We start from the raw sequence: 21,998 nt of genomic DNA, 5'->3' as shown, positions 1-21,998 counted from the left end.
GCTCCCCCTTGCACCGCTGACCCCCGGCCCGATCCGCAATCGGGGCACGGTGGTTCGTATCCGGACAACACGCCGCTGACCTGCTGGTTGCGGCGTCGAGCCACTCTAAGGGCTGGTACAGCCGGTGCTCCAACCCCTGTCCGCTCTGTCGCAATCTCTCCCCTACCCAGTGGTAGCGGGGTCTGGCAGGCTGCGGCCATGCCCCAGTACACAAGCGACGCAGAGGGCGACAAAGCCCTCCCCCGGGCGCTCCCCCCTTCCCCCGAGTTCTCGACTCCGCCCGAACAGGGGGGACCCCCATGCGCAGGGGCGACCCCGTTCGACCGGGCCACCGCATCCCTCGACGCGCCGCTGGCCGTCGTCGACCTGCGGGCCTTCGACGCCAACGCCGACGATCTGGTGCGCCGCTCGAAGGGGAAGCCGATCCGGGTGGCGAGCAAGTCGGTGCGCTGCCGGGCGCTGCTGGAGCGGGTGCTGGCGCGGGACGGCTTCGCGGGGATCATGAGCTTCACGCTCGCCGAGTCGCTGTGGCTGGCGCGCTCGGGCTTCCCGGACGTCCTGCTGGCGTATCCGTCGGCGGACCGGGCGGGCTTCGCCGAGCTGACCGCCGGTCCCCAACTCGCGGCCGCGGTGACGGTGATGGTCGACGACCCGGTGCAGCTGGATCTGATCGATGCGGCGCGGCCGGCCGGCGGGGCGGGTGAGGAGGTGCGGGTGTGCCTGGAACTGGACACCTCCTACCGGCTGTTGGGCGGCAGGGTGCGGGTCGGTGCCCGCCGTTCCCCGCTGCGGTCGCCCGCCCAACTGGCCGCGCTGGCCCGGTCGGTGGTGCGCCGCCCCGGGTTCCGGCTGGTGGGGCTGATGGCGTACGAGGGGCATGTGGCGGGTGTCGGCGACGAGGTCGACGGCAGGCCGGTGTTCTCGCGGACGATCCGGGTGATGCAGGCGGCGGCGCGCAAGGAGCTGGCGCGGCGGCGCTGGGAGGCCGTACGGGCGGTGCGGGCGGTGGCGCCGCGGCTGGAGTTCGTCAACGGCGGCGGGACCGGCAGCGTGCAGCACACCGCGGCCGAGGCTGCGGTCACCGAGATCGCGGCCGGGTCGGGGCTGTATGTGCCGCGGCTGTTCGACAACTTCCGTTCGTTCAGCGGGCGTCCGGCGGCGCTGTTCGCCCAGCCGGTGGTGCGCCGGCCGGGACGCGGGGTGGTGACGGTGCTGGGCGGCGGCTATCCGGCGTCGGGGGTGGCGGGCCCGGACCGGCTGCCGGTGCCGTATCTGCCGGCCGGGCTGCGCTACGACCCGCAGGAGGGCCCCGGTGAGGTGCAGACCCCGCTGCTGGGGCCGGCCGCGGACGGGCTGCGGATCGGCGACAAGGTGTGGTTCCGGCATGCGAAGGCCGGTGAACTGTGCGAGCGGTTCAGCGAGCTGCACCTGATCGACGGGGACCGGGTGGTGGACACGGTGCCGACCTACCGCGGGGAGGGGCACGCCTTCCTGTGAAGGCGCGCCCCCTTCCCGTCAGCCGTGGATGCGGTCCTGCTGGTCGGGCACGATGCTGCCGTCGGCGCGGCGGACCGGGCCCAGGGTGCCGTCCGGCCGGGTGTAGCCGGTGGTCGCGCACGGGTACGGGTCGGCCTGGCGCTTGTTCGGCTCGATGAACATCGGGTTGACCAGCCAGCGGTGGTCGCTGTTGTCGTACGCCCGGCACATGAACTCTGCCTTGTTGCGGTTGAGCACCAGATGGGCCCCGGTGGCGTCGCCGACGAAGGTGACATCGGTCTCGGCGTCACCGGCCGCGAAGGCGGGGCGGTGCGCCCGGTCCTGCTGCTGCCAGGCCTTGGCGCCCTTGACACCGTAGATCTCCTGGTTGATCCAGCAGCGCTTGCCGTCCATGTACGTCAGGACCTCGCCGTGGGTGGCCTTGACGTCGCCGCAGCCCTGGACGCCGGTGGTGAGCCGGCCGTCGTCGACGAGGTTGCGGATGCCGATGACATGGTCGCGGTCGAGGCCCACGCCGGGCGCCCAGGCCCGGACGATCGGCTCGGCGGACGCGGAGACGATGTACACGTCGAAGCCGGCGGCCTTGAGCGTGCGGATCAGGTCCTTCTGCTGGACGTAGTAGCGGATGTAGCCCGCCATCTTGTGGGTGCCCACGGTCTGTTCGGTGCCGATGGGCGCCTTGAGGTTCTCCGCGCGCGCCTGCCGGGCGTAGGAGGTCAGCGTGGCGGGGCTGTGCCCGGCGAACAGCTGGGTGATCCAGACGTACTCGGGGACGGTGCGGCGGTGGTTCCAGGTGCCGGTGAACGCCTTCTTGCCGGTGGAGGTCTCGGCGTCCTGGTAGATGTCGAGGATCTCGTCGGTGCAGGCGGTGTTCTTGGAGGTGGGCAGCGGCCGGCCGGCCGGCACGGAGGTGCCGCAGGCCTTGGTGAGCGCACGGTGGGCGTCCGCGGTCAGCCACTTGTTGGTGGCCTTCCAGCTCTTGGGCTGGAGCACCTTGTCGTGCCGCAGTGCCCACGCGAGCGTGGCGTCGGAGACGTCGTTCTTCACGACGGTGTTGTCCCAGTCGAACGTCGCCACCGGCCGCGCGCCACCGGATCCGGCGCAGGACCCGCGCTCATCGATCATCTTCTGCAGCGCGGCGCGGTTCTTCCCGTACCAGCCCTTGGAGACCTTGAGGGTGGGGCACTTGCGCGGGGCCGGGCCCGCGGTGGCCGTCTGGGCGGCCGTGAGGCCTCCTCCCGCGACCGCGAGGGCGGCACCCGCCGCCAGCCAGCGACGCTTGCTGAGCATGGATCACACTCCTGTCGTACGAAGAACCGAGGGCGGACGGTACGCAGCACGGCCGGGCGTCGAGCGACGCCCGGCCGTCATGGCAGTTATACGGAAGTGAACAGCGGGTGGTTACAGCGGGGTGACGTAGGCGCCCGCGATACCGCCGTCGACCAGGAACTCGGCGGCGTTGACGAACGAGGAGTCGTCGCTGGCGAGGAAGGCGACCGCGGAGGCGATCTCCTCGGGTTCGGCGAACCGGCCGACGGGGACGTGCACCAGGCGGCGCGCGGCGCGCTCGGGGTCCTTGGCGAACAGCTCCTTCAACAGCGGGGTGTTCACCGGCCCCGGGCACAGGGCGTTGACCCGGATGCCCTCGCGGGCGAACTGCACGCCCAGTTCGCGGGACATGGACAGCACGCCGCCCTTGGAGGCGGTGTAGCTGATCTGGGAGGTGGCGGCGCCCATGACGGCCACGAAGGACGCGGTGTTGATGATCGAGCCGCGGCCCTGGCGCTGCATATAGGGCAGCGCGTGCTTGCAGCAGAGGTAGACCGAGGTGAGGTTGACCTCCTGCACGCGCTTCCAGGCGTCCAGCCCGGTGGTGAGGATCGAGTCGTCGTCGGGCGGGGAGATACCGGCGTTGTTGAAGGCGATATCGACCGAGCCATAGGTGTCGAAGGCGGTCTTGTAGAGCGCCTCGACCTGCTCGGAGTCGGTCACATCGACCTGGACGTAGGTGCCGCCCACCTCTTCGGCGGCGGCCTTGCCCGCCACCTCGTCGATGTCGGCGCAGACGACGTTGGCGCCTTCGGAAGACAGTCGGCGGGCGGTGGCCAGGCCGATGCCGCTGCCGGCTCCGGTGATCACGGCGGTACGGCCGACGAGGCGGCGGCACACTGCGGTCTGGTCGGTCACTTCGGGGGCCTTTCTCTGGGGATGGCTGGGCACGCTGTCCGGGCTCGCGCCCGGACGGCTGGGGTCCGGGGGTGTCCCCGGGAAGTCAGCCCTCGGTGCTGATGAAGACGTTCTTGGTCTCGGTGAAGGCGGTCAGTGCGTCCGGGCCGAGCTCGCGGCCGAGTCCGGACTGCTTGAACCCGCCGAAGGGGGTCCAATAGCGCACACTGCTGTGGGAGTTGACGGAGAGGTTGCCGGCCGCGACGGCGCGCGAGACCCGCAGCGCCCGGCCGACGTCACGGGTCCACAGCGAGCCGGAGAGCCCGTAGTCGGAGTCATTGGCGATCCGGACCGCGTCGGCCTCGTCGTCGAAGGGGAGGACGACCGCGACCGGGCCGAAGATCTCCTCGACGGCCGTACGGTCGTCGGGGCGGCCCTCCAGGACGGTGGCCGGGTACCAGAAGCCCTTGCCGGTGGGTGCCTCGCCGCGGATGGCGGCCGGGGCGTCCTCGGGGACGTAGGACCGCACCCGCTCGCGCTGGGCGGCGGAGATCAGCGGCCCCATCTGCGTCGCGGGATCGGCCGGGTCGCCGACCGTGAACGCCTTGACGGCGGGCTCCAGCAGCTCCATGAAGCGGTCGTACACGGAGCGCTGGACGAGGATGCGGCTGCGGGCGCAGCAGTCCTGGCCGGTGTTGTCGAGGAAGGAGCCGGGGGCGGCGGCCGCGGCGGCCTCGACGTCCGCGTCGGCGAAGACGATGTTGGGGCTCTTGCCGCCGAGTTCGAGGGTGAGCCGCTTGGTCTGTGCCGCGCAGCGGGCGGCGATCTGCCGGCCGGTGGTGGTGGAGCCGGTGAAGACGACCTTGGCGACGCCGGGGTGGTCGACCAGCGCGGTGCCGGTGACCGGCCCCTCGCCGGGCAGGACCTGGAAGAGGCCCTCGGGGAGCCCGGCCTCCAGGGCCAGCTCGGCGAGCCGGAGCGCGGTGAGCGGAGTGGTCTCGGCGGGCTTGAGGAGGACCGCGTTGCCGGCCGCGAGCGCGGGGGCGGTGCCCCAGGCGGCGATCGGCATCGGGAAGTTCCAGGGGGCGATGACGGCGACGACGCCGAGCGGCTCCTGGATGGTGATGTTCAGTCCGCCCGCCACCGGGATCTGGGTGCCGGTCAGGCGCTCCACTCCCCCGGCGGCGTAGTGCAGCAGATCGCGGACGTTGCCCGCTTCCCAGCGGGCGTTGCCCAGCGGATGCCCGGCTTCCTTGAGTTCGAGCTCGGCGAGCGGATCGATGTGCGCGTCGACGACCTCGGCGAAGCGGCGCAGGATGCGGGCCCGGTCGCCGGGTGCCACCGCGGCCCAGGCCTCCTGGGCTCCGGCTGCCCGCCGGACCGCGGCGTCGACCTCTTCGGGGGAGGTGGTGGGAACGGTGGCCACCACTTCCTCGGTGGCCGGATCGATGATCTTCAGCTCGTGCAACACGGGTGGTTCCTTACATGCGCTCGAAGGAGCGGAAGCGCTCCCAGTCCGTGACGGCGGCGTCGTAGGCGTTCTGCTCGACGCGTGCCATGTGGCGGTAGTGGTCGACGACCTCGTCGCCGAACGCCGCGCGGGCGATCGGGCTCTTCTCCCACAGCTCGGCGGCCTCGCGCAGTGTCGTGGGGACATGGGCGGCGTCGCCGGTGTAGGCGTTGCCGGTGGTCGCCTCGGGGAGTTCCAGCTCGTGCTCTATGCCGTACAGGCCGGCCGCGACCATGCCGGCGACCGCGAGGTAGGGGTTCACATCGCCGCCGGGCAGGCGGTTCTCCAGGCGGTGGGCGCGGCCGTGGCCGACCACCCGCAGGGCGCAGGTGCGGTTGTCGGGCCCCCAGGCGACGGCGGTGGGCGCGAAGGAGCCGGGGCGGAAGCGCTTGTAGGAGTTGATGTTGGGCGCGTACAGGAGCGTGAAGTCACGCATCGCGGCGACCTGGCCGGCCAGGAAGTGCCGCATGGTCTTCGACATCCCGTACGGGCCGTCGTCGTCGGCCAGTACCGGCCGCCCCTCCGCGTCCTGGAGCGAGAGGTGGATATGACAGGAGTTGCCCTCGCGCTCGTCGTACTTCGCCATGAAGGTGAGCGACATGCCCTCCTGCGCGGCGATCTCCTTGGCACCGGTCTTGTAGATGCTGTGCTGGTCGCAGGTGGTGAGCGCCTCGTCGTAGACGAACACGATCTCGTGCTGGCCGAGGTTGCACTCGCCCTTGGCGGACTCGACGGTCATACCGGCCGCGCCCATCTCGTTGCGGATACGGCGCAGCACGGGTTCGACACGGCCGGTGCCGAGGACGGAGTAGTCGCCGTTGTACTGGTTGGCGGGGTTCATCTCGCGGTAGCCGCGGGCCCAGGCGTCTTCGTAGGTGTCCTTGAAGAGCATGAACTCCAGCTCGGTGCCGGCGTAGGCGCTCCAGCCGCGCTCGGCGAGCCGGTCGAGCTGGCGGCGCAGGATCTGCCGGGGCGAGGCGACGACCGGGGAGCCGTCGTGCCAGGCGAGGTCGGCGGTGATCAGCGCGGTGCCGGCGTTCCAGGGGGTGCGGCGCAGGGTGCCGGGGTCGGCGTGCATGGCGAAGTCGCCGTAGCCGCGCTCCCAGGAGGACATGGCGTAGCCCTCGACGGTGTTGAGGTCGACATCGACGGCGAGGAGGTAGTTGCAGCCCTCCGTACCGTGTTCGAGGACGGTGTCGAGGAAGTATCGGGCCGCGAACCGCTTGCCCTGGAGCCTGCCTTGCATATCGGTGAAGGCGAGGACGACAGTGTCGATCTCCCCGGCGTCGACGAGGACTCTGAGCTCCTCGACGGAGAGTGGGGGCGTGCGGTCTGCCACGGTGTTGCCTCCTGTCACTGCATCCGGAGGTCATAAGGTAGGCACACGAACCATTGATTGGGAAGGGGTATCGATGGAGAGTGCGGCTGATCGGCTGGCACCCGTGCTGCGGCCGGTGCGGGCGGGCAACGGTTTCGAGGAAGCCCTGGAGCAGATACTCCAGATCGTCCGGCTCGGCCTGGTGCCCCAGGGCGAACGGCTGCCCGCCGAGCGGGAGTTGGCGGAGCGGCTGCAGATCAGCCGGGTCACCCTGCGCGAGGTACTGAAGGTGCTGCAGGACGAGGGCCTGGTGGAGAGCCGGCGCGGGCGCTATGGCGGCACGTTCGTACGGGTGCGGACGGAGAACCCGGGCGAGGCCGAGCTGCGGCGCCGGATCGAGAAGGTCGATGTCGAGGACACGCTGCGCTTCCGGGAGGTGCTGGAGGTGGGCGCGGCCGGGCTGTGCGCCGCGCACGGGCTGTCCGACGAGCAGAGCGACCGGCTGCGGGCGGCGCTCGCGGCGACCCAGGACGCCCCGCTCGCCGACTACCGCAGGCGCGACACCCTGCTGCATCTGACGCTCGCGGAGCTGTCCGGCTCGCCGTCGCTGGCGGCGCAGTACGCGGCCGTACGGGCGAGCGTGAACGATCTCCTGGACTGCATTCCGCTGCTCGTCCGGAATCTGGAACATTCACAGACCCAGCACACCGCGCTGGTCGAGGCGGTGCTGGAGGGCGATGCGGACGGCGCACGCGAGGTCATGCGGGAGCACTGCTGCGGGACCGCGGCGCTGCTGCGGGGCTTCTTGACCGCGCCTGCGCCGTGAGATCCCGGGCGGAGGCCGGGGCGGGGGCCGGCACGGGGGCCCGCGTTAACCATTCTTTTACGCAGAGGTCTTGCGCTGGAGCGACACCGAGAGCAAAGGTATGCCGCTGAACCTTTGCTCGATTTCCCCCCTCGGCGAGGCAGGAGCGGCTCATGGCCGACAACACGGAATCGCAGACCGCACCGCCCCTCGGGGCCACGGGCGGAACATCGCCCGACGAGACCTATCTGGAGCGGCGGACGCTGCGCCGGGGCAGCGCGGGACCGCTGCTGCTGACCGGCCTGGGCGTCGCCTATGTCGTCTCCGGCGACTTCTCGGGATGGAACAACGGCCTGGCACAGGGCGGCTTCGGCGGCCTGGCGATCGCCGCCGTCCTGATGGGCCTGATGTACACCTGTCTGGTCTTCGCGCTGGCGGAGCTGGCCTCGATCCTGCCGACAGCGGGCGGCGGCTACGGCTTCGCCCGGCGCGCCCTGGGCACCTGGGGCGGCTTTCTGACCGGTACCGCGATCCTGATCGAATATGTGCTGGCACCCGCCGCGATCTCCATTTTCATCGGTGACTACATCGAATCGCTCGGCCTGTTCGGTCTGCACTCCAGCTGGCCGGTCTACCTCGCCTGCTTCGCGGTCTTCATCGGCATCCACCTGTGGGGCGTGGGCGAGGCACTGCGCTTCAGCCTGATCGTCACCGCCATAGCCGTCGCCGCGGTCATCGTCTTCGCGGTCGCCGCACTGACCGACTTCCATGTCGACTCGCTCAACGACATCCCCGTTAAGGACGGCGCCTTCGGGGCCAACTCCTGGCTGCCGTTCGGCATCCTGGGGATCTGGGCGGCCTTCCCGTTCGGCATGTGGTTCTTCCTGGGCGTCGAGGGCGTACCGCTGGCAGCCGAGGAGACCAAGGACCCGGCCCGTTCACTGCCCAAGGCGATGGCCGCCGCGATGGGCATCCTGCTGGTGCTCGCACTGATCACCTTTGTCGCCGCGACCGGGGCACGCGGCTCGGCGGCGATCCAGTCGGTGGGCGATCCGCTGGTCCAGGCGCTGCAGCCGGACGGCAAGCCGACCACCGTCAGCCGGATCGTCAACTACGCCGGTCTCGCCGGCCTGGTGGCCTCCTTCTTCTCCCTCATCTTCGCCGGCTCCCGCCAGCTGTTCGCACTCTCCCGGGCCGGCTACCTGCCCCGCTTCCTCTCCCTGACCAGCCGTCGCAAGGCCCCCTACCTGGGTCTGCTGGTGCCCGGCGCACTGGGCTTCGCGCTGGCCGCGGCCACCGGCGACGGCGCCCGGATGCTCAATGTCGCGGTCTTCGGCGCCACCATCTCCTACGCGCTGATGGCGCTCTCGCACATCGTGCTGCGCCGCCGCGAGCCCGGCCTGCACCGCCCCTACCGCACCCCCGGCGGCATGCTGACCTCGTCCATCGCGTTCGTCCTGGCCTGCTCGGCGCTGGTGGCGACGTTCCTGGTCGACAAGGAAGCCGCCTTCATCGCCCTCGGCGTCTACGTCGTGGCACTCGCCTACTTCGCCTTCTACTCCCGGCACCGGCTGGTGGCCACGGCGCCCGAGGAGGAGTTCGCGGCGCTGGCGGCGGCGGAGGCGGAGCTCGCCCGCGACTGACCTGCACACTCGGGCTGTGGCCGGCCGGGACCTCCCGGCCGGCCCCGGCCGCTTCCCGCGCCCGCACACACCCACACACGGAGGACCACCCCCCATGTCCCAGCAGCCCCTCATCGGCATCAGCACCTACCAGGAAGAGGCCCGGTGGGGGGTGTGGACGCTGCCCGCCGCGCTGGTGCCCGCCGGGTACCCGACGATGGTGCAGCGCTCGGGCGGGCTGGCCGCGCTGCTGCCGCCGGGCGATCCGGCCACCGCCGCCGCGGCCGTCGCCCGCCTGGACGGGCTGGTGATCGCCGGCGGCGCGGATGTCCAGCCGGCCCGCTACGGCGCGGAGCCGGACCCCAGGACCGGCCCGCCCGCCCTGGACCGGGACGCCTGGGAACTGGCCCTGATCGAGGCCGCGTTGGCGGGCGGCGTACCGCTGCTGGGCATCTGCCGCGGCCTCCAGCTGCTGAATGTGGCGCTGGGCGGCACCCTCATCCAGCACCTCGACGGACATGCCGGCGCCCCCGGGGTCTTCGAGCGGCACGAGATCAAGCCGGTCCCCGGGACGCTGCTGGGCCGTACGCTCCCCGAGCAGGTCGCCGTGCCGACGTACCACCACCAGGCCGTGGACCGGATCGGCCGCGGACTGCTGGCCTCGGCCCATGCGGAGGACGGCACCATCGAGGCGCTGGAACTCCCGGGCGCCTACGGCTTCGCGCTGGCGGTGCAGTGGCACCCGGAGGCCGGGGACGACACCCGGGTGATGGACGCACTGGTCGCCGCGGCGCGCGGGTCGTCCGCCGGGGAGTGACGAGCGCCGGTCCGGCCGGGCTGCGCGGTCCGCCCCGCCCGAGTGTCAGGGCGCCCCGCGTGTCAGCCCGAGCAGCTCGCGGGCCGGGCCCGCGGGCCGCTGGCCGGTGGGCCACACGGCGCGCAGCTCGCGGCCGAGACGCAGTCCGCGCACCGGGATCTCCACCAGCCGGCGCGCGGTCAGCTCCTCACCGACGGCGAGCTCACTGAGGACGGACGGCGCCGCCTCGCTCACCACCGCCGCCTTCACGGCGGTGGTCGAGGCGAGTTCCAGGAGCGGTTCGGCCAGGCCGCCGTGCCGGGCGAGCGCCGCGTCCAGCACCTGACGGGTCCCGGAGCCCCGCTCCCGCAGGATCAGCGGGGTGGCGGCCAGTTCGGCGGCGGTCAGCTCCGCACGGCGCCTGGTCCAGGGGTGGGACGGGGCGGCGACCACGATCAGCCGGTCCTGCCCGATGACCGTCCCGTCCAGCCCCGCCGGCACCTCCAGTCCCTCCACAAAACCGAGATCCGCCGCTCCCCCCAGCAACCGCTCGGCGACCGCGCTGGAGTTGCCCGCCAGCAGCGAAACGGCGGTGTCGGGCCGCTGCGCGCGCAGCGCGATCAGCCAGCCCGGCAGCAGATACTCGGCGATCGTCATGCTGGCCGCGACCCGCAGCCGGGAATCGCGCCGTCCCCGCAGCGCCTGCGCCCCCGCGTCGAACGCCTCGGCCGCCTCCACCACCCGCCGCGCCCAGTCCGTCACCAGCGCACCGGCATCCGTCAGCCGGGAGCCGCGCGGTGAGCGCTCCACCAGCGCCACCCCCAACTGCCGCTCCATGGACCGGATACGGCTGCTGGCGGCGGGCTGGGTGATGCCCCGCGCACGGGCGGCCCGCCCCAGACTCCCGAGCCGGGCAACGGCGAGCAGCAGCTCCAACGCGCCGAGATCCGGGACCCGGTGCGACAGCGATACGGCGACGGGCTCGTCCTCAGTACCCATAAATCCCCCTGCACATAACCCCAGCTTATGCCCTCATAGACACAAGGTCCCTGGTGGCGGCCGCCCGGGGCGACGACGCTGTTCTCATGGCAACCCTCGCGCAAGCACCTTCCCGCACCGACACCACCGCCCCCGCCACCGGCGCCCCCCACACCTCGCCTTCGGTCCGCCATCTCGGGCCGAACTGGTACGCCGCCGTCATGGGCACGGCGATCGTCGCCAACGCCGGTGCGGCCCTGCCGCTCACCGGGCCCGGTCCGCGCACCGCCTACCAGGCGGTCTGGGCGCTGTCGGTGCTGATGCTGCTGACGCTGCTGGCCGCCAGAACCGTGCACTGGGTCCGCCACGGCGACCAGGCGCGCCGCCATCTGCTGGACCCGGCCGTCGCCCCGTTCTACGGCTGTCTGGCCATGGCGCTGCTGGCGGTCGGCGGCGGCACGCTCGCGGTGGGCCGGGACGTCATCGGCACACCGGCCGCGGTGGCCGCCGACGCCGTGCTGTGGACCGTGGGCACCCTGACCGGTCTCGCGGGCGCCGCGGCGATCCCGTACCTGATGGTGACCCGGCACCGTATCGAGCCCGGCAGCGCCTCCCCCGTCTGGCTGCTGCCGCTGGTCGCCCCCATGGTCTCGGCGGCGCTCGGCCCGGCGCTGGTGCCGCATCTGCCGGCCGGCCAGTGGCAGCAGGCCCTGCTGCTCGTCTGCTACGCCCTGTTCGGCATGTCCCTGCTGGCCACGCTGCTCGTCCTGCCGCTGGTCCTGTCCCGGCTGCTCCACCACGGCCCGCTCCCCCTGGCGCTCACCCCCACGCTGTTCCTCGTCCTCGGCCCGCTGGGCCAGTCCACCACCGCGGTGAACAACCTCGCCGATGCCGCACCGGGCGTCGTGGACCCCTCCACCGCACACGCCATGGGCGCCTTCGCGGTGCTCTACGGCGTCCCGGTGATGGGCTTCGCGCTGCTCTGGCTGGCGCTCGCCACCGCGATGGTGGTCCGCGCTTTCCGCCGCGGTATGGGCTTCTCGATGACCTGGTGGGGCTTCACCTTCCCCCTCGGGACCTGCGTCACGGGCGCGGCGGGCCTGGCCCGGCACACCGGCCTGAGCGCCTTCGACGGGCTCGCCGTGGCGCTGTTCGCGGTCCTCGTGACGGCGGTGGCGGTGGCCGGCACCCGCACCGCCGCCGGCCTGGCCCGCGGACGGCTGCTGACCCCGCCCCGGCCGGTCATGCCGTAGGGCGTGCCGTGCGGATCAGGCGGCTCGCGGGGTCCGGCGCCCACGACAGGCCCTGGGGCCTTGAAGACAGGCCCCAGCCGCCCCCGCTCTCTCACCGGGCCCCGGCCAGCGCCTGTGCCAGCACGGCCGGGGCCTGTACCAACGACGGCCCGTACCAGGTCAGGAAGCGGCCGCTGACCAGTGCGGCGGGCAGACCGGGAAACGCCTCGGGACCGTCCTCCGCGCTGAAGCGATAGGGCTCGTCGGGCAGGACGACGAGCTCTGCGGCACCGGAGTTGAGCGCGTCGAGCGGGATACGGGGGTAGCGGTCGGTGTGGTCCGCGTACAGGTTGCGCACTCCCAGACGGGCCAGGACGTCACCGGCGAAGGTGTCCCGCCCCAGCACCATCCACGGCCGGCGCCAGACCGGCACCACCGCGGTCCGCTCCGCGGCCGGGAGCGGCAGCTCACGCCAGGCGGCCTCGGCGGCGTCCAGCCACGCGGGCCTGGGCAGTCCACAGCCCGCCACCAGCACCCGCGCCAGTTCGCCCCACGCCTGGTCCAGCGTCCGCACCTCGGTGACCAGGACCGTCAGCCCGGCGGCCCGCAGCGCGTCCAGATCCTGCGGACGGTTCTCCTCCTCATTGGCGATCACCAGATCGGGCGCCAGCGCCACGACCCTGCCGACGTCCGGGTTCTTGGTGCCGCCGATACGGGGGACATCGAGCCCGGCGGGGTGACTGCACCAGTCGGTGACCCCGGCCAGCAGCTCGGGCGCGCACGCCGCCACCGCCTCGGTGAGGGAGGGCACCAGGGACACCACGCGCCGGGGAGAACGGTGACCGGTCATCCGCTCACGGTACGCGCCCGCCTCCGCGCGGGCAGCCGGCCGGCGTCATCACGCCACCCGCCCTCAGGAACGGCCGCCGACCGTGCGCCGCAGCCAGAACGCCGCGCCCGCGGCGAGTGCCAGCAGCACCAGACCACCGGCAGCCTGGGCGGCGTTCACCCCCTCGACGCGGCCGTCGCGCACCGTGACGGTCTCGGTGAAGCTCTCCCCGCCCGGCGCACAGTGGATGGTGACCGGGTAGCGGCCCGGCGCGGTCCCTTCGGCGACCCTGGCCCGGCCGGCCATCCCGCGCGCCCCCGGCCGCAGCACCACCGAGCCGAACAGCCGCGATGACGCCCGCGCCGCACGAGCCGGGACACACTGCCTGCCGTCGCTGATACTCACCCGTTGCCCGGCCACCATCGGATCCGGCTCGACCCGGGCCGAGGCGGTGGGCGCGGCGAGCCCCAGGGCGGTGGCGGCGAGCAGGGCGACGGCGGCGGGGTGTGCGGGCTTCACGATCATCTCCTTCGCCGGCCGCGACCAGGGCGGCCCCTCAGGAAAAAACAGGCACACAGCAGAGCGAATCACCTGTCCCGCCCCGCCGCGCAGCAAACGCCGCCGGTCGGGTGATCCGCCGGTGTCCCGCACCGCGGCGGCCGTACGCAGCGAGCCCCGCCGCCCGGCAACTGCCGGGGACGGGGCTCGCCACATCACGGGTGGTTCGCGCGAGGGCGCGAACCACGCGCCGTAGACGCCTACTTCACCGGCGCCATCTTGTCGACGATGCCCGGATGGTCAGCGATCCACTTCTCGACGCCCTTGTTCTCGTTGCCCTTACCGGCGTCCTGGATGTCGTTCTCCAGGCTGCCGAGCTCCTCGGCGTTCATCTTCCAGTTCTTCAGCCAGCCGTGGAACTCCGGGAACTTCTTCGGGAAGCTCTTGTGGCCGAGCGTCTTGATCTGGTTGTTGGCGCCCCAGGTGCCCTTGGGGTCCGCGAGCTTGGTGAGCTTGTACTTGCTGTACGCCCAGTGCGGCGACCACAGCACCACCGCGACGGGCTCCTTCTTGCGGTACGCCCGGTCCAGCTCCGTCAGCATGGCGCTGGTACCGGCCGAGGTGACCTCGAAGTCCTGCAGACCGTACGCGGGGGCGACGGTGTCCTTGAGGCGCTTCATCTCGCCGGTGCCCGGCTCAATCCCGATGATCTTGCCCTTGAACTCGTCCTTGTGCTCCCGCAGATCGTCCAGGGTCTTCACACCCTTGACGTAGGACGGCACCGCGATCTCCAGCGAGGTCTTGTCGTACCAGGGCCCGACGTCGACCAGATCCTTCTTGTACTTGTCCCAGTACTGCTTCTGCGCGACCGGCAGCCAGGCGTCCGTCTCCACATCGATCTGACCCGTGGACAGTCCCGTCCACATCGGTCCGACATCGAGGTTGCGGATGTTCGGCTTGTAGCCGCGCTTCTCCAGGATGTTCTTCCACAGGTACGTGGTGGCGATGCCCTCGTCCCACGCCGGGTAGCCGATGTTCGGTGCCTTGCCGGCGTCCGTGCCCTTGGCGTAGGTCGCGTCGGCGGACGGCGCGACCTTGTCGACCAGGCCGGGGTGCTTCTTCAGCCAGGTGCGCACACCGTCCTGCTCATGGCCCTCACCGGCGCTCTTGATGTCGTTCTCAAGGCTGGTGAGCTGCTTCTCGTCCAGGTGGAACTTCTTCATCCACTTGGCGACCTCGGGCTCGTCCTGGGCGAAGCCCTTACGGCCCAGCAGGTGCAGGCCGTCACCGGAGCCGAAGGAGCCCTTGGGGTCCTTGAGCTTGGTGAGCTCGTACTTGTCGTACGCCCAGTGCGGCGACCACAGCGTGACCGCGATCGGCTTCTTGGCGCGGAGGGAGCGGTCCAGCTCGGCGAGCATGGACGCGGTGCTGGACTCCTGGACCTTGTACTCGCCGCCCAGGCCGTAGTCCTTGAGGACCTTGTCCTTGAGGATCTTCATCTCGCCGGCGCCCGGCTCAATACCGGTGATCTTGCCGTCGAGCTCGCCGCCCTTGCCCTTGAGGTCGTCGAGGGTCTTGACGCCCTTCATGTAGGACGGGACCGCGATCTCCAGGGAGGTCTTGTCGTACCAGGTGCCGAGGTCCTCCAGCTTGTCCTGGTACTTCTTCCAGTACGAGGCGTGGGTGGTCGGCAGCCAGGCATTGGTCTGCACATCGATGTCACCGCGGGCCTGCCCGGCGAACAGCGGGCCGGCCTCCAGGGCCTGGACCTTGGGCTTGTAGCCGCGCTGCTCCAGGATTTCCTTCCAGAGGTACGTGGTGGCCTTGCCCTCGTCCCAGTTGACGTAGCCGAGGCTGATCGGACGGCCGTTGCCGCCGCCGCCCTGGCCGCCGCTCTTGCCCACCATGCCCATGCCGCCGGCGAGCAGCGCCAGCACGACGATGCCGACCATGGCCACGGAGGTGGCGGGGCGCCACTGCAGGAACTTCATACCGCCGAGCGCCGCCTGCGCCTTGGCCAGCGCCCGCCGGCCGAGCGGGGAGACCCGCTGGTTGAGCGCACCGGTCATCCGGTCCAGGTACATGGCGAGGATGACGACCGCGATGCCGGACTCGGCGCCCAGCGCCACATCGACCGAGCTGATCGCGTTGTAGACGGACGAGCCGAGACCGCCGCCGCCGACCATGCCGGCGATGACGACCATGGACAGCGCCAGCATGATGACCTGGTTGATACCGGCCATGATCGTGGGCAGCGCCAGCGGCAGCTGCACACGGAAGAGCGTGCGCCGCGGGTGGGTGCCGAACGCCTCGGCCGCCTCCACCAGTTCCCCGTCGACCTGCCGGATGCCGAGCTCGGTCATCCGGACCGCGGGCGGCATGGAGAAGACGATGGTGGCGACGATGCCGGGGACGACACCGAGGCCGAAGAAGAGGATGCCGGGGATGAGGTAGACCATCGCCGGCATCGTCTGCATCAGGTCCAGGACCGGACGCAGCACTCCGCCGACGACCCGGCTGCGGGCCGCCCAGATGCCGAGCGGCACCGCGACCGCCACGGTGATCAGGCAGGCCACCAGGACCAGGGAGAGCGACTCGATGGTCGGGCCCCACTGTTCGACGGAGTCGATCAGGGCGAAGCCGAGGAAGGTGAGCGCGGCGGCCGGCAGACCGCGCAGCCACCAGGCGAGCACCGCGAGGATGCCGGCCAGCAGCAGCGGTTCCGGGCCGGCGAGGACGGTGTGAATCGCGTCGTAGAGACCGTTCAGCACCTTGGTGATGAGGGTGAAGAGCCAGTCGAGGTTGTCGCGCAGCCAGTTGACGGCGCTCTCGGCCCAGCTGCCTATCTGGATCCTAGGCACCGGCGATCACCTTGTCCTCGGGCTCGTTGTCCCCGGGCGTGGCCACGGAGTCCTTCGCGGCGGCCGGGTCGCCCGCCGGCGCGTCGCCGTCCGGCGCGTCCACGGCAGGCGTCTTGCCGAGCGCCACTGCCGTGCCGTCCGCGGCCGGGGCCTGGGCGGGGACACCGCCGGCCGCGGCCTGGCGGTCGGGTTCACCGAGGACGGCGAGCAGCCGCTCGGCCGCCACCGCGCCGACCAGTTCACCGTGCTCATCGGTCACGGCGACCGGAACGGTACTGGTCGAGCAGGGGGTGAACAGCTCGACCAGCGGGGTGTCCACACCGACGGTGGCGGGCGCCGCGGCCCGGAACTCCGCCGCGGTGGTGAGCTTCCTGCCCTCCGGGGTCGTCGCCCCGAGCACGGTCCCGACCTCGGCCATGATCGCGCCCGCGGTCAGCACCCGCGTACGGTCCACGTCCTGGGTGAAGGAGGCGACATAGTCGTTGGCCGGCGTGACAAGGATGTCCTCGGCGCTGCCGATCTGGACGATCCGCCCGTCCCGCATCACCGCGATCCGGTCGCCGAGGCGCATTGCCTCGTTGAGGTCGTGGGTGATGAAGACGATGGTCTTCTTCAGGGTCTTCTGCAGTTCGAGCAGCTGGTCCTGCATATCGCGGCGGATCAGCGGGTCGAGCGCGCTGAAGGACTCGTCCATCAGCAGCAGATCGGCGTCGGTGGCCAGCGCCCGGGCCAGGCCCACCCGCTGCTGCATCCCGCCGGACAGCTCGTCGGGCCAGGACTTCTCCCAGCCCTTGAGCCCGGTGAGTTCCAGTGCCTCGGTGGCGCGCCTGGTGCGCTCGGCGCGCGGGACGCCCTGCACCTCCAGGCCGTAGGCGGCGTTCTCCAGCACACTGCGGTGCGGGAAGAGCGCGAAGTGCTGGAAGACCATGGAGATCTTCTCGGAGCGGACCTTGCGCAGTTCCTTGTCGCTGAGCGAGGTGAGGTCCTGGCCGTCGAACCGGACGGTTCCGGCGGTCGGCTCCAGCAGCCCGTTGAGCGTGCGCAGCAGGGTGGACTTGCCGGACCCGGACAGACCCATGACGACGAATATCTGGCCCTCGTCCACCTCGATCGACGCGTCGATCACCGCGGCGGTGGTGCCTTCGGCCCGCAGCTCCTCCCGGCCGGCGCCGGCTTCGAGCTTGCGGACCGCGTCCTCGGGTCGTCTGCCGAACACTTTGTACAGGTGCTCGGCTTGCAGCCTGGACACATATGCCTCTCTTGTTGTGCGAGTAACGACCTGCCACCCCCGTAGCCAGGTCGTGGAGCGGCACGGGGTCGGCCCGCCTTTACCGGTCGAATAGTTGAATCTCGACCGGGTCCACTCCGGATCCGCGCCTGCCCTTCTTTATCTGGCTCAAACACAACGGTGAGTCACCTCACACCTGTGTGACGTATGGGGCATACGGCAAGATGCGGGATGTGACTCGACGCCTGATGCTCCTCGATACCGCCTCGCTCTACTTCCGCGCCTATTTCGGGGTACCGGAATCAGTCAAAGCCCCGGACGGTACCCCGGTGAACGCGGTACGCGGCCTGCTGGACTTCATCGCCCGGCTCGTCCAGGACCACCACCCCGATGACCTGGTCGCCTGCATGGACTTCGACTGGCGCCCCCAGTGGCGGGTCGATCTGATCCCCTCCTACAAGGCACACCGGGTCGCCGAGGAGGCCCCGGCCGGGTCCCCGGAGCCCGACGAGGAGGAGATCCCCGACACCCTCTCGCCGCAGGTCCCGGTCATCGAGGACGTGCTGGACGCCCTGGGCATCGCCCGCATCGGGGCGGCCGGCTACGAGGCCGACGACGTCATCGGCACCCTGACCGCACAGGCCGGGGGCCCGGTGGACATCGTCACCGGCGACCGCGACCTCTTCCAGCTCGTCGACGACCGGCGCGGGATCCGCATCCTGTATCCGCTCAAGGGCGTCGGGACCCTCCAGATCACCGACGAGGCGCTGCTGCACGAGAAGTACGGGGTGGACGGCCCCGGTTACGCCGAACTGGCGCTGCTGCGCGGCGACCCCAGCGACGGCCTGCCCGGCGTCCCGGGGATCGGCGAGAAGACCGCCGCCAAGCTGCTGGCCACCTACGGCGACCTGGCGGGCATCATGGCCGCCGCCGACGACACCGCCTCGAAGGTGACCCCCGCACAGCGCAAGCGGCTGCTGGAGGCGCGCCCGTACCTGGCGGTCGCCCCGAAGGTCGTGAAGGTGGCCACCGATGTGCCGGTACCCGCCGTCGACCACACCCTTCCCGCCGAACCGACCGACCCCGAGCGCCTGGAAGCACTGGCCGCACAGTGGGGCCTCGGCGGCGCCCTGCAGCGGCTGCTCGTCACGCTTCGCCGATGAACTGTTAGGTTAGGTATACCTAATCACGTTGGCGTCAGGGGAGATTGCCGTGGCAGCAGAGCGTCCGTCCCGCAAGAAGCCCGCCGCGCACCGCGCGCGGGTGCAGCGCACCGAACAGCTCACCCCGCACATGGTCCGTGTGGTGCTGGGCGGTGAAGGTCTGGCGGAGTTCGCGGCGGGCGAGTACTCCGACCATTACGTCAAGCTGGTCTTCCCGCAGCCCGGTGTGCGGTACCCCGAGCCGTTCGACATGGCGCAGATCCGCGCCGAGTTCCCGCGCGACCAGTGGCCCAGCACCCGTACGTACACCGTCCGCACCTGGGACGCCGCGACCCGCGAGCTGACCGTGGACTTCGTGGTGCACGGTGACGAGGGCCTGGCCGGGCCCTGGGCGGCCGCCGCGCGGCCGGGCGAGGAGATCTTCCTGCTCGGCCCCGGCGGTGCCTACGTCCCGGAGGCCGCGGCCGACTGGCATCTGCTGGCGGGCGACGAGAGCGCCCTGCCGGCCATCGCGGCCTCCCTCGCCCGGATGCCCGCGGGTGTGCCGGTGCACGCCTTCATCGAGGTGGCGGGCCCGGAGGAGCGCCAGGAGCTGGACGCGCCGGCCGGTGCCGAGATCAGCTGGCTGTACCGCGGTGGCGCCCCCGTCGGCCGCGAACTGGTCGCCGCAGTAAGGGCGTTGGACTTCCCGTCCGGCCGGGTCCAGGCGTTCGTGCACGGCGAGGCCGGCTTCGTGAAGGAGCTGCGGCGGCTGCTCCGCGTCGAGCGCGAGATCCCCCGCGAGGACCTGTCCATCTCCGGCTACTGGCGCACCGGCCATGACGAGGACGGCTGGCAGGCCTCCAAGCGCGACTGGAACCAGCAGGTCGAGGCCGAGCAGGAGCCCACGACAGCGGCGGCCTCCTGACCCGGCGGCATCGCACGGGCCCTTCCCCGGCGAGATCCTCGTAGGGGAAGGGCACCTGTTCCACGGGTCCCGGAGTTGACCGCGGCCAACTCCAGCCCGCCCACCGGGCGCCGGGAACCCCGGCCCGCCCGCCGCATGCCGGCCGCACGGCGCGCCCTACCGACCGCCCGCGTCCTCCGCCGCGGCACCGTCGAACTTACGGGCCGACGCCTCCACATGCGCCAGCCGGCGCATCGCCGCGAGGACCGCATCCCCCAGGACGGTCCCCACCACGACGCACTCCACCATCCCGTCGACCTCGGCATTGCGGCCCAGCCACCCCAGATCGGCGGCGGCCACCCGCTCACAGGCCGCGGCATAGTCGTCCAGGGTCTCCTCGAACTCGCCGTGCCCGACGCCCCGGAAGGTGGCCAGCGCGACGGCCAGCTTCTCGAGGGCCGGGTGGTCCGGCCCGACCCGCCAGCCGCGGCGGCGGATCAGCTCCGCGACCGCCAGCCGCGCCTGCTCCATACCCTCCGGCGTGGCGGCCGGCCGCGGGGTGATCGCGTGCTGCGCCGCGCCGAGGACCTCATGCACCGACTCCTCCGGTGAGTCGACGGCGGCCAGCACTTCACGCACGGCCGAGACCGTGAGCCCCCCGACGTCGATCAGCCCCCGGATCAGCCGCAGTCTGCGGACATGGCCGTCGTCGTAGCTGGCCTGGTTGGGGCTGGTCAGCCGGCCCGCGGGCAACAGCCCTTCGCGGACGTAGTACTTGATCGTCGGGATCGCGACCCCGGTCTCGCGACTCAACTCCCCGATGCGCATCTGCCGCCCTTCCCCTGGCCGGGACCGTATCCCGGCGTTCCACATCTCCCGGGCGCCCGCACCCGGTCTTGCCATTCCGGCCCCCATCATAGATAGTCCAGCTATCAGATAGCAGGAAGCGCCACTATCCATTCTTGCCTGTTCATTCTCTGGGGGATCCGTATGTCCAGATACCGCTCGTTACTCGCCTTCTCCTGGGCGATGGCCGGGCTCGCCGTCGTCGCGGCGGTCGGCCTGCTCGTCGACGACCGGGTTCTGGTCGGCGCGCCCATCTGGTTCAAGCCCTTGAAGTTCGCGGTGTCGTTCGCCGTGTACGGGCTGACGCTGGCCTGGATGCTCTCCCGGCTCGCCACCCCGAGCCGGACCGCACGGTGGGCCGCACACACCGTCGTGGTGACCGGACTCATCGAGATGGCGATCATCACCGGGCAGACCCTCCGCGGCCGGCGCAGCCACTTCAATACCGAAACCCCGCTGGACGAGGCGCTGTTCACCACCATGGGCATCACCGTCGCCGTCCTGTGGGTGGCCACGCTCGTCATCGCGGTCCTGCTCTTCCGGGCCCGCCCGGGCGACCGGGCCACGACCTGGGCGATCCGGCTCGGACTGCTGCTCGCCCTGGCCGGGCTGCTGCTCGGTGGGCTGATGGCGACGCCCACACCGGACCAGGAGGCCGCGGGCGCGCTGCGCACCGCCCTCGGCGCGCACAGCGTCGGCGTTCCCGACGGTGGCCCGGCCATACCGCTGACCGGCTGGAGCGCCACCGGCGGCGATCTGCGGATCCCGCACTTCGTCGGCATGCACGCCCTCCAGGCACTGCCCCTGTTCCTCTACGGGATCGAGGCGCTGGCCGGCCGCTTCATCCGGCTGCGGGACGAGCGGGTACGGCTGCGCCTGGTGCTGGTCGCGGCCGGCGGCGCCACCGCGCTGCTGACGCTGCTGACCTGGCAGGCCCTGCGCGGTCAGGCCCTGATCCACCCGGACGGCGCGACGCTCGCCGCCCTCGCGGCCCTCGCGGCGGCCACGGCGGCCGGCACCTGCGCCGCACTGCGACGCCCCGCCCCCGCGGGCGGCAACCGGACCGGCCACGGCACCTCCGCCCCGCCCACAACCACCACCGGCGAAAGTGCCCAATCCGCCGACCCCGCACAGGAGTCGCCGGCATGACCACCACTACCCTCTTCGATCTGGCCTTCGCCCTCGCGGCACCGTTCTGGGCGCTGCTGATCCTGGCCCCGGGGTGGCGCTGGACCGACCGGATCGCCGCCTCACCGCTGCCGATGGTGCCCGTCCTCGCGGTCTATCTCGCCCTGGCCGTCCCGGTGTTCCCGCAGCTGTGGGCCGCCGTCAGCCAACCCGGCCTGGCGGGGTTCCAGGAGCTGCTGCGGCTCGGCGGCGGGGCGGGCGCGATCTGGGCACAGGTGATCGCCTGGGACCTCTTCCTGGGACAGTGGATGTACCGCGAGGCCCGGGAGCTGGGGATCCATCCGCTGGTGATGGGACCGCTGCTGGTACTCACCGTGCTGCTCTCCCCCATCGGCGTACTCCTCTTCCTCGGCATCCGCGCGGGCGTCCGCCGCCGGCACCGGCTGGCGATCGGCGGGCGGCGCGTCCCGCACCCCGGATCACCGGACGCACCGCCCGCAAGTGCCGCTACGGCTGCGGGACGCCACCGCTAGGAGGTGTCTCCTCCTGAGGCGTATGGCAGACCGCTTCGATGTTGTTGCCGTCGGGGTCACGGACGAAAGCCCCGTAGTAGGACCGCATGCCGGTGGCCTCAG

Annotated in this window: 19 protein-coding genes; 9 read left to right on the top strand and 10 right to left on the bottom strand. The window is 71.6% G+C overall.

Features of this window, described 5'->3' with window-relative positions:
• Positions 1–198: 198 nt before the first annotated feature.
• Positions 199–1,497, top strand: coding sequence for an amino acid deaminase/aldolase (locus SLV14N_RS31900; protein WP_263272095.1), 1,299 nt, complete (start codon positions 199–201; stop codon positions 1,495–1,497).
• Positions 1,498–1,515: 18 nt separating this feature from the next.
• Here the strand turns inward: SLV14N_RS31900 and SLV14N_RS31895 are convergent, their stop codons facing one another.
• The 4 genes from SLV14N_RS31895 to SLV14N_RS31880 all read right to left on the bottom strand — a co-directional run bounded on the left by SLV14N_RS31895 (position 1,516) and on the right by SLV14N_RS31880 (position 6,512).
• Positions 1,516–2,787, bottom strand: a complete 1,272-nt coding sequence (locus SLV14N_RS31895; protein WP_263272094.1) for a haloacid dehalogenase-like hydrolase — start codon at positions 2,785–2,787, stop codon at positions 1,516–1,518.
• A gap of 111 nt (positions 2,788–2,898) precedes the next feature.
• A complete protein-coding gene (locus SLV14N_RS31890; protein WP_018087741.1) occupies positions 2,899–3,684 on the bottom strand; it encodes a 3-oxoacyl-ACP reductase in 786 nt (261 codons plus the stop codon).
• 85 nt (positions 3,685–3,769) lie between these two features.
• Positions 3,770–5,134 (bottom strand): aldehyde dehydrogenase, encoded by a 1,365-nt coding sequence (locus SLV14N_RS31885; protein ID WP_208685740.1) that lies wholly within the window; start codon positions 5,132–5,134, stop codon positions 3,770–3,772.
• Positions 5,135–5,144: 10 nt separating this feature from the next.
• On the bottom strand, positions 5,145–6,512 hold the full coding sequence (locus SLV14N_RS31880) for a glutamine synthetase family protein (RefSeq protein WP_208685738.1): 1,368 nt from the start codon (positions 6,510–6,512) through the stop codon (positions 5,145–5,147).
• 73 nt (positions 6,513–6,585) lie between these two features.
• Between SLV14N_RS31880 and SLV14N_RS31875 the strand changes: the two genes are divergently transcribed.
• The 3 genes from SLV14N_RS31875 to SLV14N_RS31865 all read left to right on the top strand — a co-directional run bounded on the left by SLV14N_RS31875 (position 6,586) and on the right by SLV14N_RS31865 (position 9,735).
• Positions 6,586–7,317 carry a FadR/GntR family transcriptional regulator gene (locus SLV14N_RS31875; protein WP_026169297.1) on the top strand — a complete coding sequence of 244 codons (732 nt, stop codon included), beginning with the start codon at positions 6,586–6,588 and terminating at the stop codon, positions 7,315–7,317.
• A 152-nt stretch (positions 7,318–7,469) separates the two neighbouring features.
• Entirely contained in the window at positions 7,470–8,939 is a 1,470-nt protein-coding gene (eat, locus tag SLV14N_RS31870; RefSeq protein WP_263272093.1) for an ethanolamine permease, read from the top strand.
• Positions 8,940–9,033: 94 nt separating this feature from the next.
• The gene (locus SLV14N_RS31865; RefSeq protein WP_263272092.1) at positions 9,034–9,735 is read left to right on the top strand and encodes a gamma-glutamyl-gamma-aminobutyrate hydrolase family protein; all 702 of its coding nucleotides are present in this window, start codon (positions 9,034–9,036) and stop codon (positions 9,733–9,735) included.
• A gap of 45 nt (positions 9,736–9,780) precedes the next feature.
• On the opposite strand, the gene SLV14N_RS31860 is transcribed toward SLV14N_RS31865, so the two are convergent.
• Positions 9,781–10,713, bottom strand: coding sequence for a LysR family transcriptional regulator (locus tag SLV14N_RS31860; protein ID WP_263272090.1), 933 nt, complete (start codon positions 10,711–10,713; stop codon positions 9,781–9,783).
• Positions 10,714–10,799: 86 nt separating this feature from the next.
• On the opposite strand from SLV14N_RS31860, the gene SLV14N_RS31855 reads away from it, so the two are divergent.
• Entirely contained in the window at positions 10,800–11,945 is a 1,146-nt protein-coding gene (locus tag SLV14N_RS31855; RefSeq protein ID WP_263272089.1) for a TDT family transporter, read from the top strand.
• A gap of 91 nt (positions 11,946–12,036) precedes the next feature.
• On the opposite strand, the gene SLV14N_RS31850 is transcribed toward SLV14N_RS31855, so the two are convergent.
• The 4 genes from SLV14N_RS31850 to SLV14N_RS31835 all read right to left on the bottom strand — a co-directional run bounded on the left by SLV14N_RS31850 (position 12,037) and on the right by SLV14N_RS31835 (position 17,361).
• A complete protein-coding gene (locus tag SLV14N_RS31850) occupies positions 12,037–12,774 on the bottom strand; it encodes a helical backbone metal receptor (RefSeq protein ID WP_263272088.1) in 738 nt (245 codons plus the stop codon).
• Positions 12,775–12,837: 63 nt separating this feature from the next.
• Positions 12,838–13,278 carry a hypothetical protein gene (locus SLV14N_RS31845; RefSeq protein ID WP_263272087.1) on the bottom strand — a complete coding sequence of 147 codons (441 nt, stop codon included), beginning with the start codon at positions 13,276–13,278 and terminating at the stop codon, positions 12,838–12,840.
• Positions 13,279–13,511: 233 nt separating this feature from the next.
• On the bottom strand, positions 13,512–16,112 hold the full coding sequence (locus SLV14N_RS31840; RefSeq protein ID WP_263272086.1) for an ABC transporter permease/substrate binding protein: 2,601 nt from the start codon (positions 16,110–16,112) through the stop codon (positions 13,512–13,514).
• A complete protein-coding gene (locus SLV14N_RS31835) occupies positions 16,105–17,361 on the bottom strand; it encodes a glycine betaine/L-proline ABC transporter ATP-binding protein (RefSeq protein ID WP_263272085.1) in 1,257 nt (418 codons plus the stop codon). Before SLV14N_RS31835 ends, SLV14N_RS31840 begins: the two co-directional genes overlap by 8 nt.
• Positions 17,362–17,588: 227 nt before the next feature.
• Here SLV14N_RS31835 and SLV14N_RS31830 point away from each other — a divergent pair, with 227 nt between their 5' ends.
• Positions 17,589–18,503 (top strand): 5'-3' exonuclease, encoded by a 915-nt coding sequence (locus SLV14N_RS31830; protein WP_263273336.1) that lies wholly within the window; start codon positions 17,589–17,591, stop codon positions 18,501–18,503.
• A 49-nt stretch (positions 18,504–18,552) separates the two neighbouring features.
• Complete coding sequence (locus SLV14N_RS31825; protein ID WP_208685725.1) at positions 18,553–19,410, top strand: siderophore-interacting protein; 858 nt, start codon at positions 18,553–18,555, stop codon at positions 19,408–19,410.
• 156 nt (positions 19,411–19,566) lie between these two features.
• Here SLV14N_RS31825 and SLV14N_RS31820 read toward each other — a convergent pair whose 3' ends face one another.
• Positions 19,567–20,217, bottom strand: coding sequence for a MerR family transcriptional regulator (locus SLV14N_RS31820; RefSeq protein ID WP_208688193.1), 651 nt, complete (start codon positions 20,215–20,217; stop codon positions 19,567–19,569).
• 162 nt (positions 20,218–20,379) lie between these two features.
• Between SLV14N_RS31820 and SLV14N_RS31815 the strand changes: the two genes are divergently transcribed.
• Both SLV14N_RS31815 and SLV14N_RS31810 read left to right on the top strand, forming a co-directional pair.
• Positions 20,380–21,384, top strand: a complete 1,005-nt coding sequence (locus SLV14N_RS31815) for a hypothetical protein (protein ID WP_263272083.1) — start codon at positions 20,380–20,382, stop codon at positions 21,382–21,384.
• Positions 21,381–21,896, top strand: coding sequence for an ABA4-like family protein (locus SLV14N_RS31810; protein ID WP_263272082.1), 516 nt, complete (start codon positions 21,381–21,383; stop codon positions 21,894–21,896). Before SLV14N_RS31815 ends, SLV14N_RS31810 begins: the two co-directional genes overlap by 4 nt.
• Positions 21,897–21,998 lie beyond the last annotated feature (102 nt).

The sequence above is a fragment of the Streptomyces sp. Je 1-4 4N24 genome (assembly GCF_026239515.1).
GTDB lineage: Bacteria > Actinomycetota > Actinomycetes > Streptomycetales > Streptomycetaceae > Streptomyces > Streptomyces nigrescens.
Note: the sequence above shows the minus strand (reverse complement) of the source record. Positions and strands in the feature narration are given on the sequence as shown.

Coding starts and splice junctions, on each gene's coding strand:
- SLV14N_RS31900 (WP_263272095.1), top strand. CDS start 199: ATGCCCCAGTACACAAGCGACGCAGAGGGCGACAAAGCCCTCCCCCGG.
- SLV14N_RS31895 (WP_263272094.1), bottom strand. CDS start 2,787: ATGCTCAGCAAGCGTCGCTGGCTGGCGGCGGGTGCCGCCCTCGCGGTC.
- SLV14N_RS31875 (WP_026169297.1), top strand. CDS start 6,586: ATGGAGAGTGCGGCTGATCGGCTGGCACCCGTGCTGCGGCCGGTGCGG.
- eat (WP_263272093.1), top strand. CDS start 7,470: ATGGCCGACAACACGGAATCGCAGACCGCACCGCCCCTCGGGGCCACG.
- SLV14N_RS31865 (WP_263272092.1), top strand. CDS start 9,034: ATGTCCCAGCAGCCCCTCATCGGCATCAGCACCTACCAGGAAGAGGCC.
- SLV14N_RS31860 (WP_263272090.1), bottom strand. CDS start 10,713: ATGGGTACTGAGGACGAGCCCGTCGCCGTATCGCTGTCGCACCGGGTC.
- SLV14N_RS31855 (WP_263272089.1), top strand. CDS start 10,800: ATGGCAACCCTCGCGCAAGCACCTTCCCGCACCGACACCACCGCCCCC.
- SLV14N_RS31850 (WP_263272088.1), bottom strand. CDS start 12,774: ATGACCGGTCACCGTTCTCCCCGGCGCGTGGTGTCCCTGGTGCCCTCC.
- SLV14N_RS31845 (WP_263272087.1), bottom strand. CDS start 13,278: ATGATCGTGAAGCCCGCACACCCCGCCGCCGTCGCCCTGCTCGCCGCC.
- SLV14N_RS31830 (WP_263273336.1), top strand. CDS start 17,589: ATGCTCCTCGATACCGCCTCGCTCTACTTCCGCGCCTATTTCGGGGTA.
- SLV14N_RS31820 (WP_208688193.1), bottom strand. CDS start 20,217: ATGCGCATCGGGGAGTTGAGTCGCGAGACCGGGGTCGCGATCCCGACG.
- SLV14N_RS31815 (WP_263272083.1), top strand. CDS start 20,380: ATGTCCAGATACCGCTCGTTACTCGCCTTCTCCTGGGCGATGGCCGGG.
- SLV14N_RS31810 (WP_263272082.1), top strand. CDS start 21,381: ATGACCACCACTACCCTCTTCGATCTGGCCTTCGCCCTCGCGGCACCG.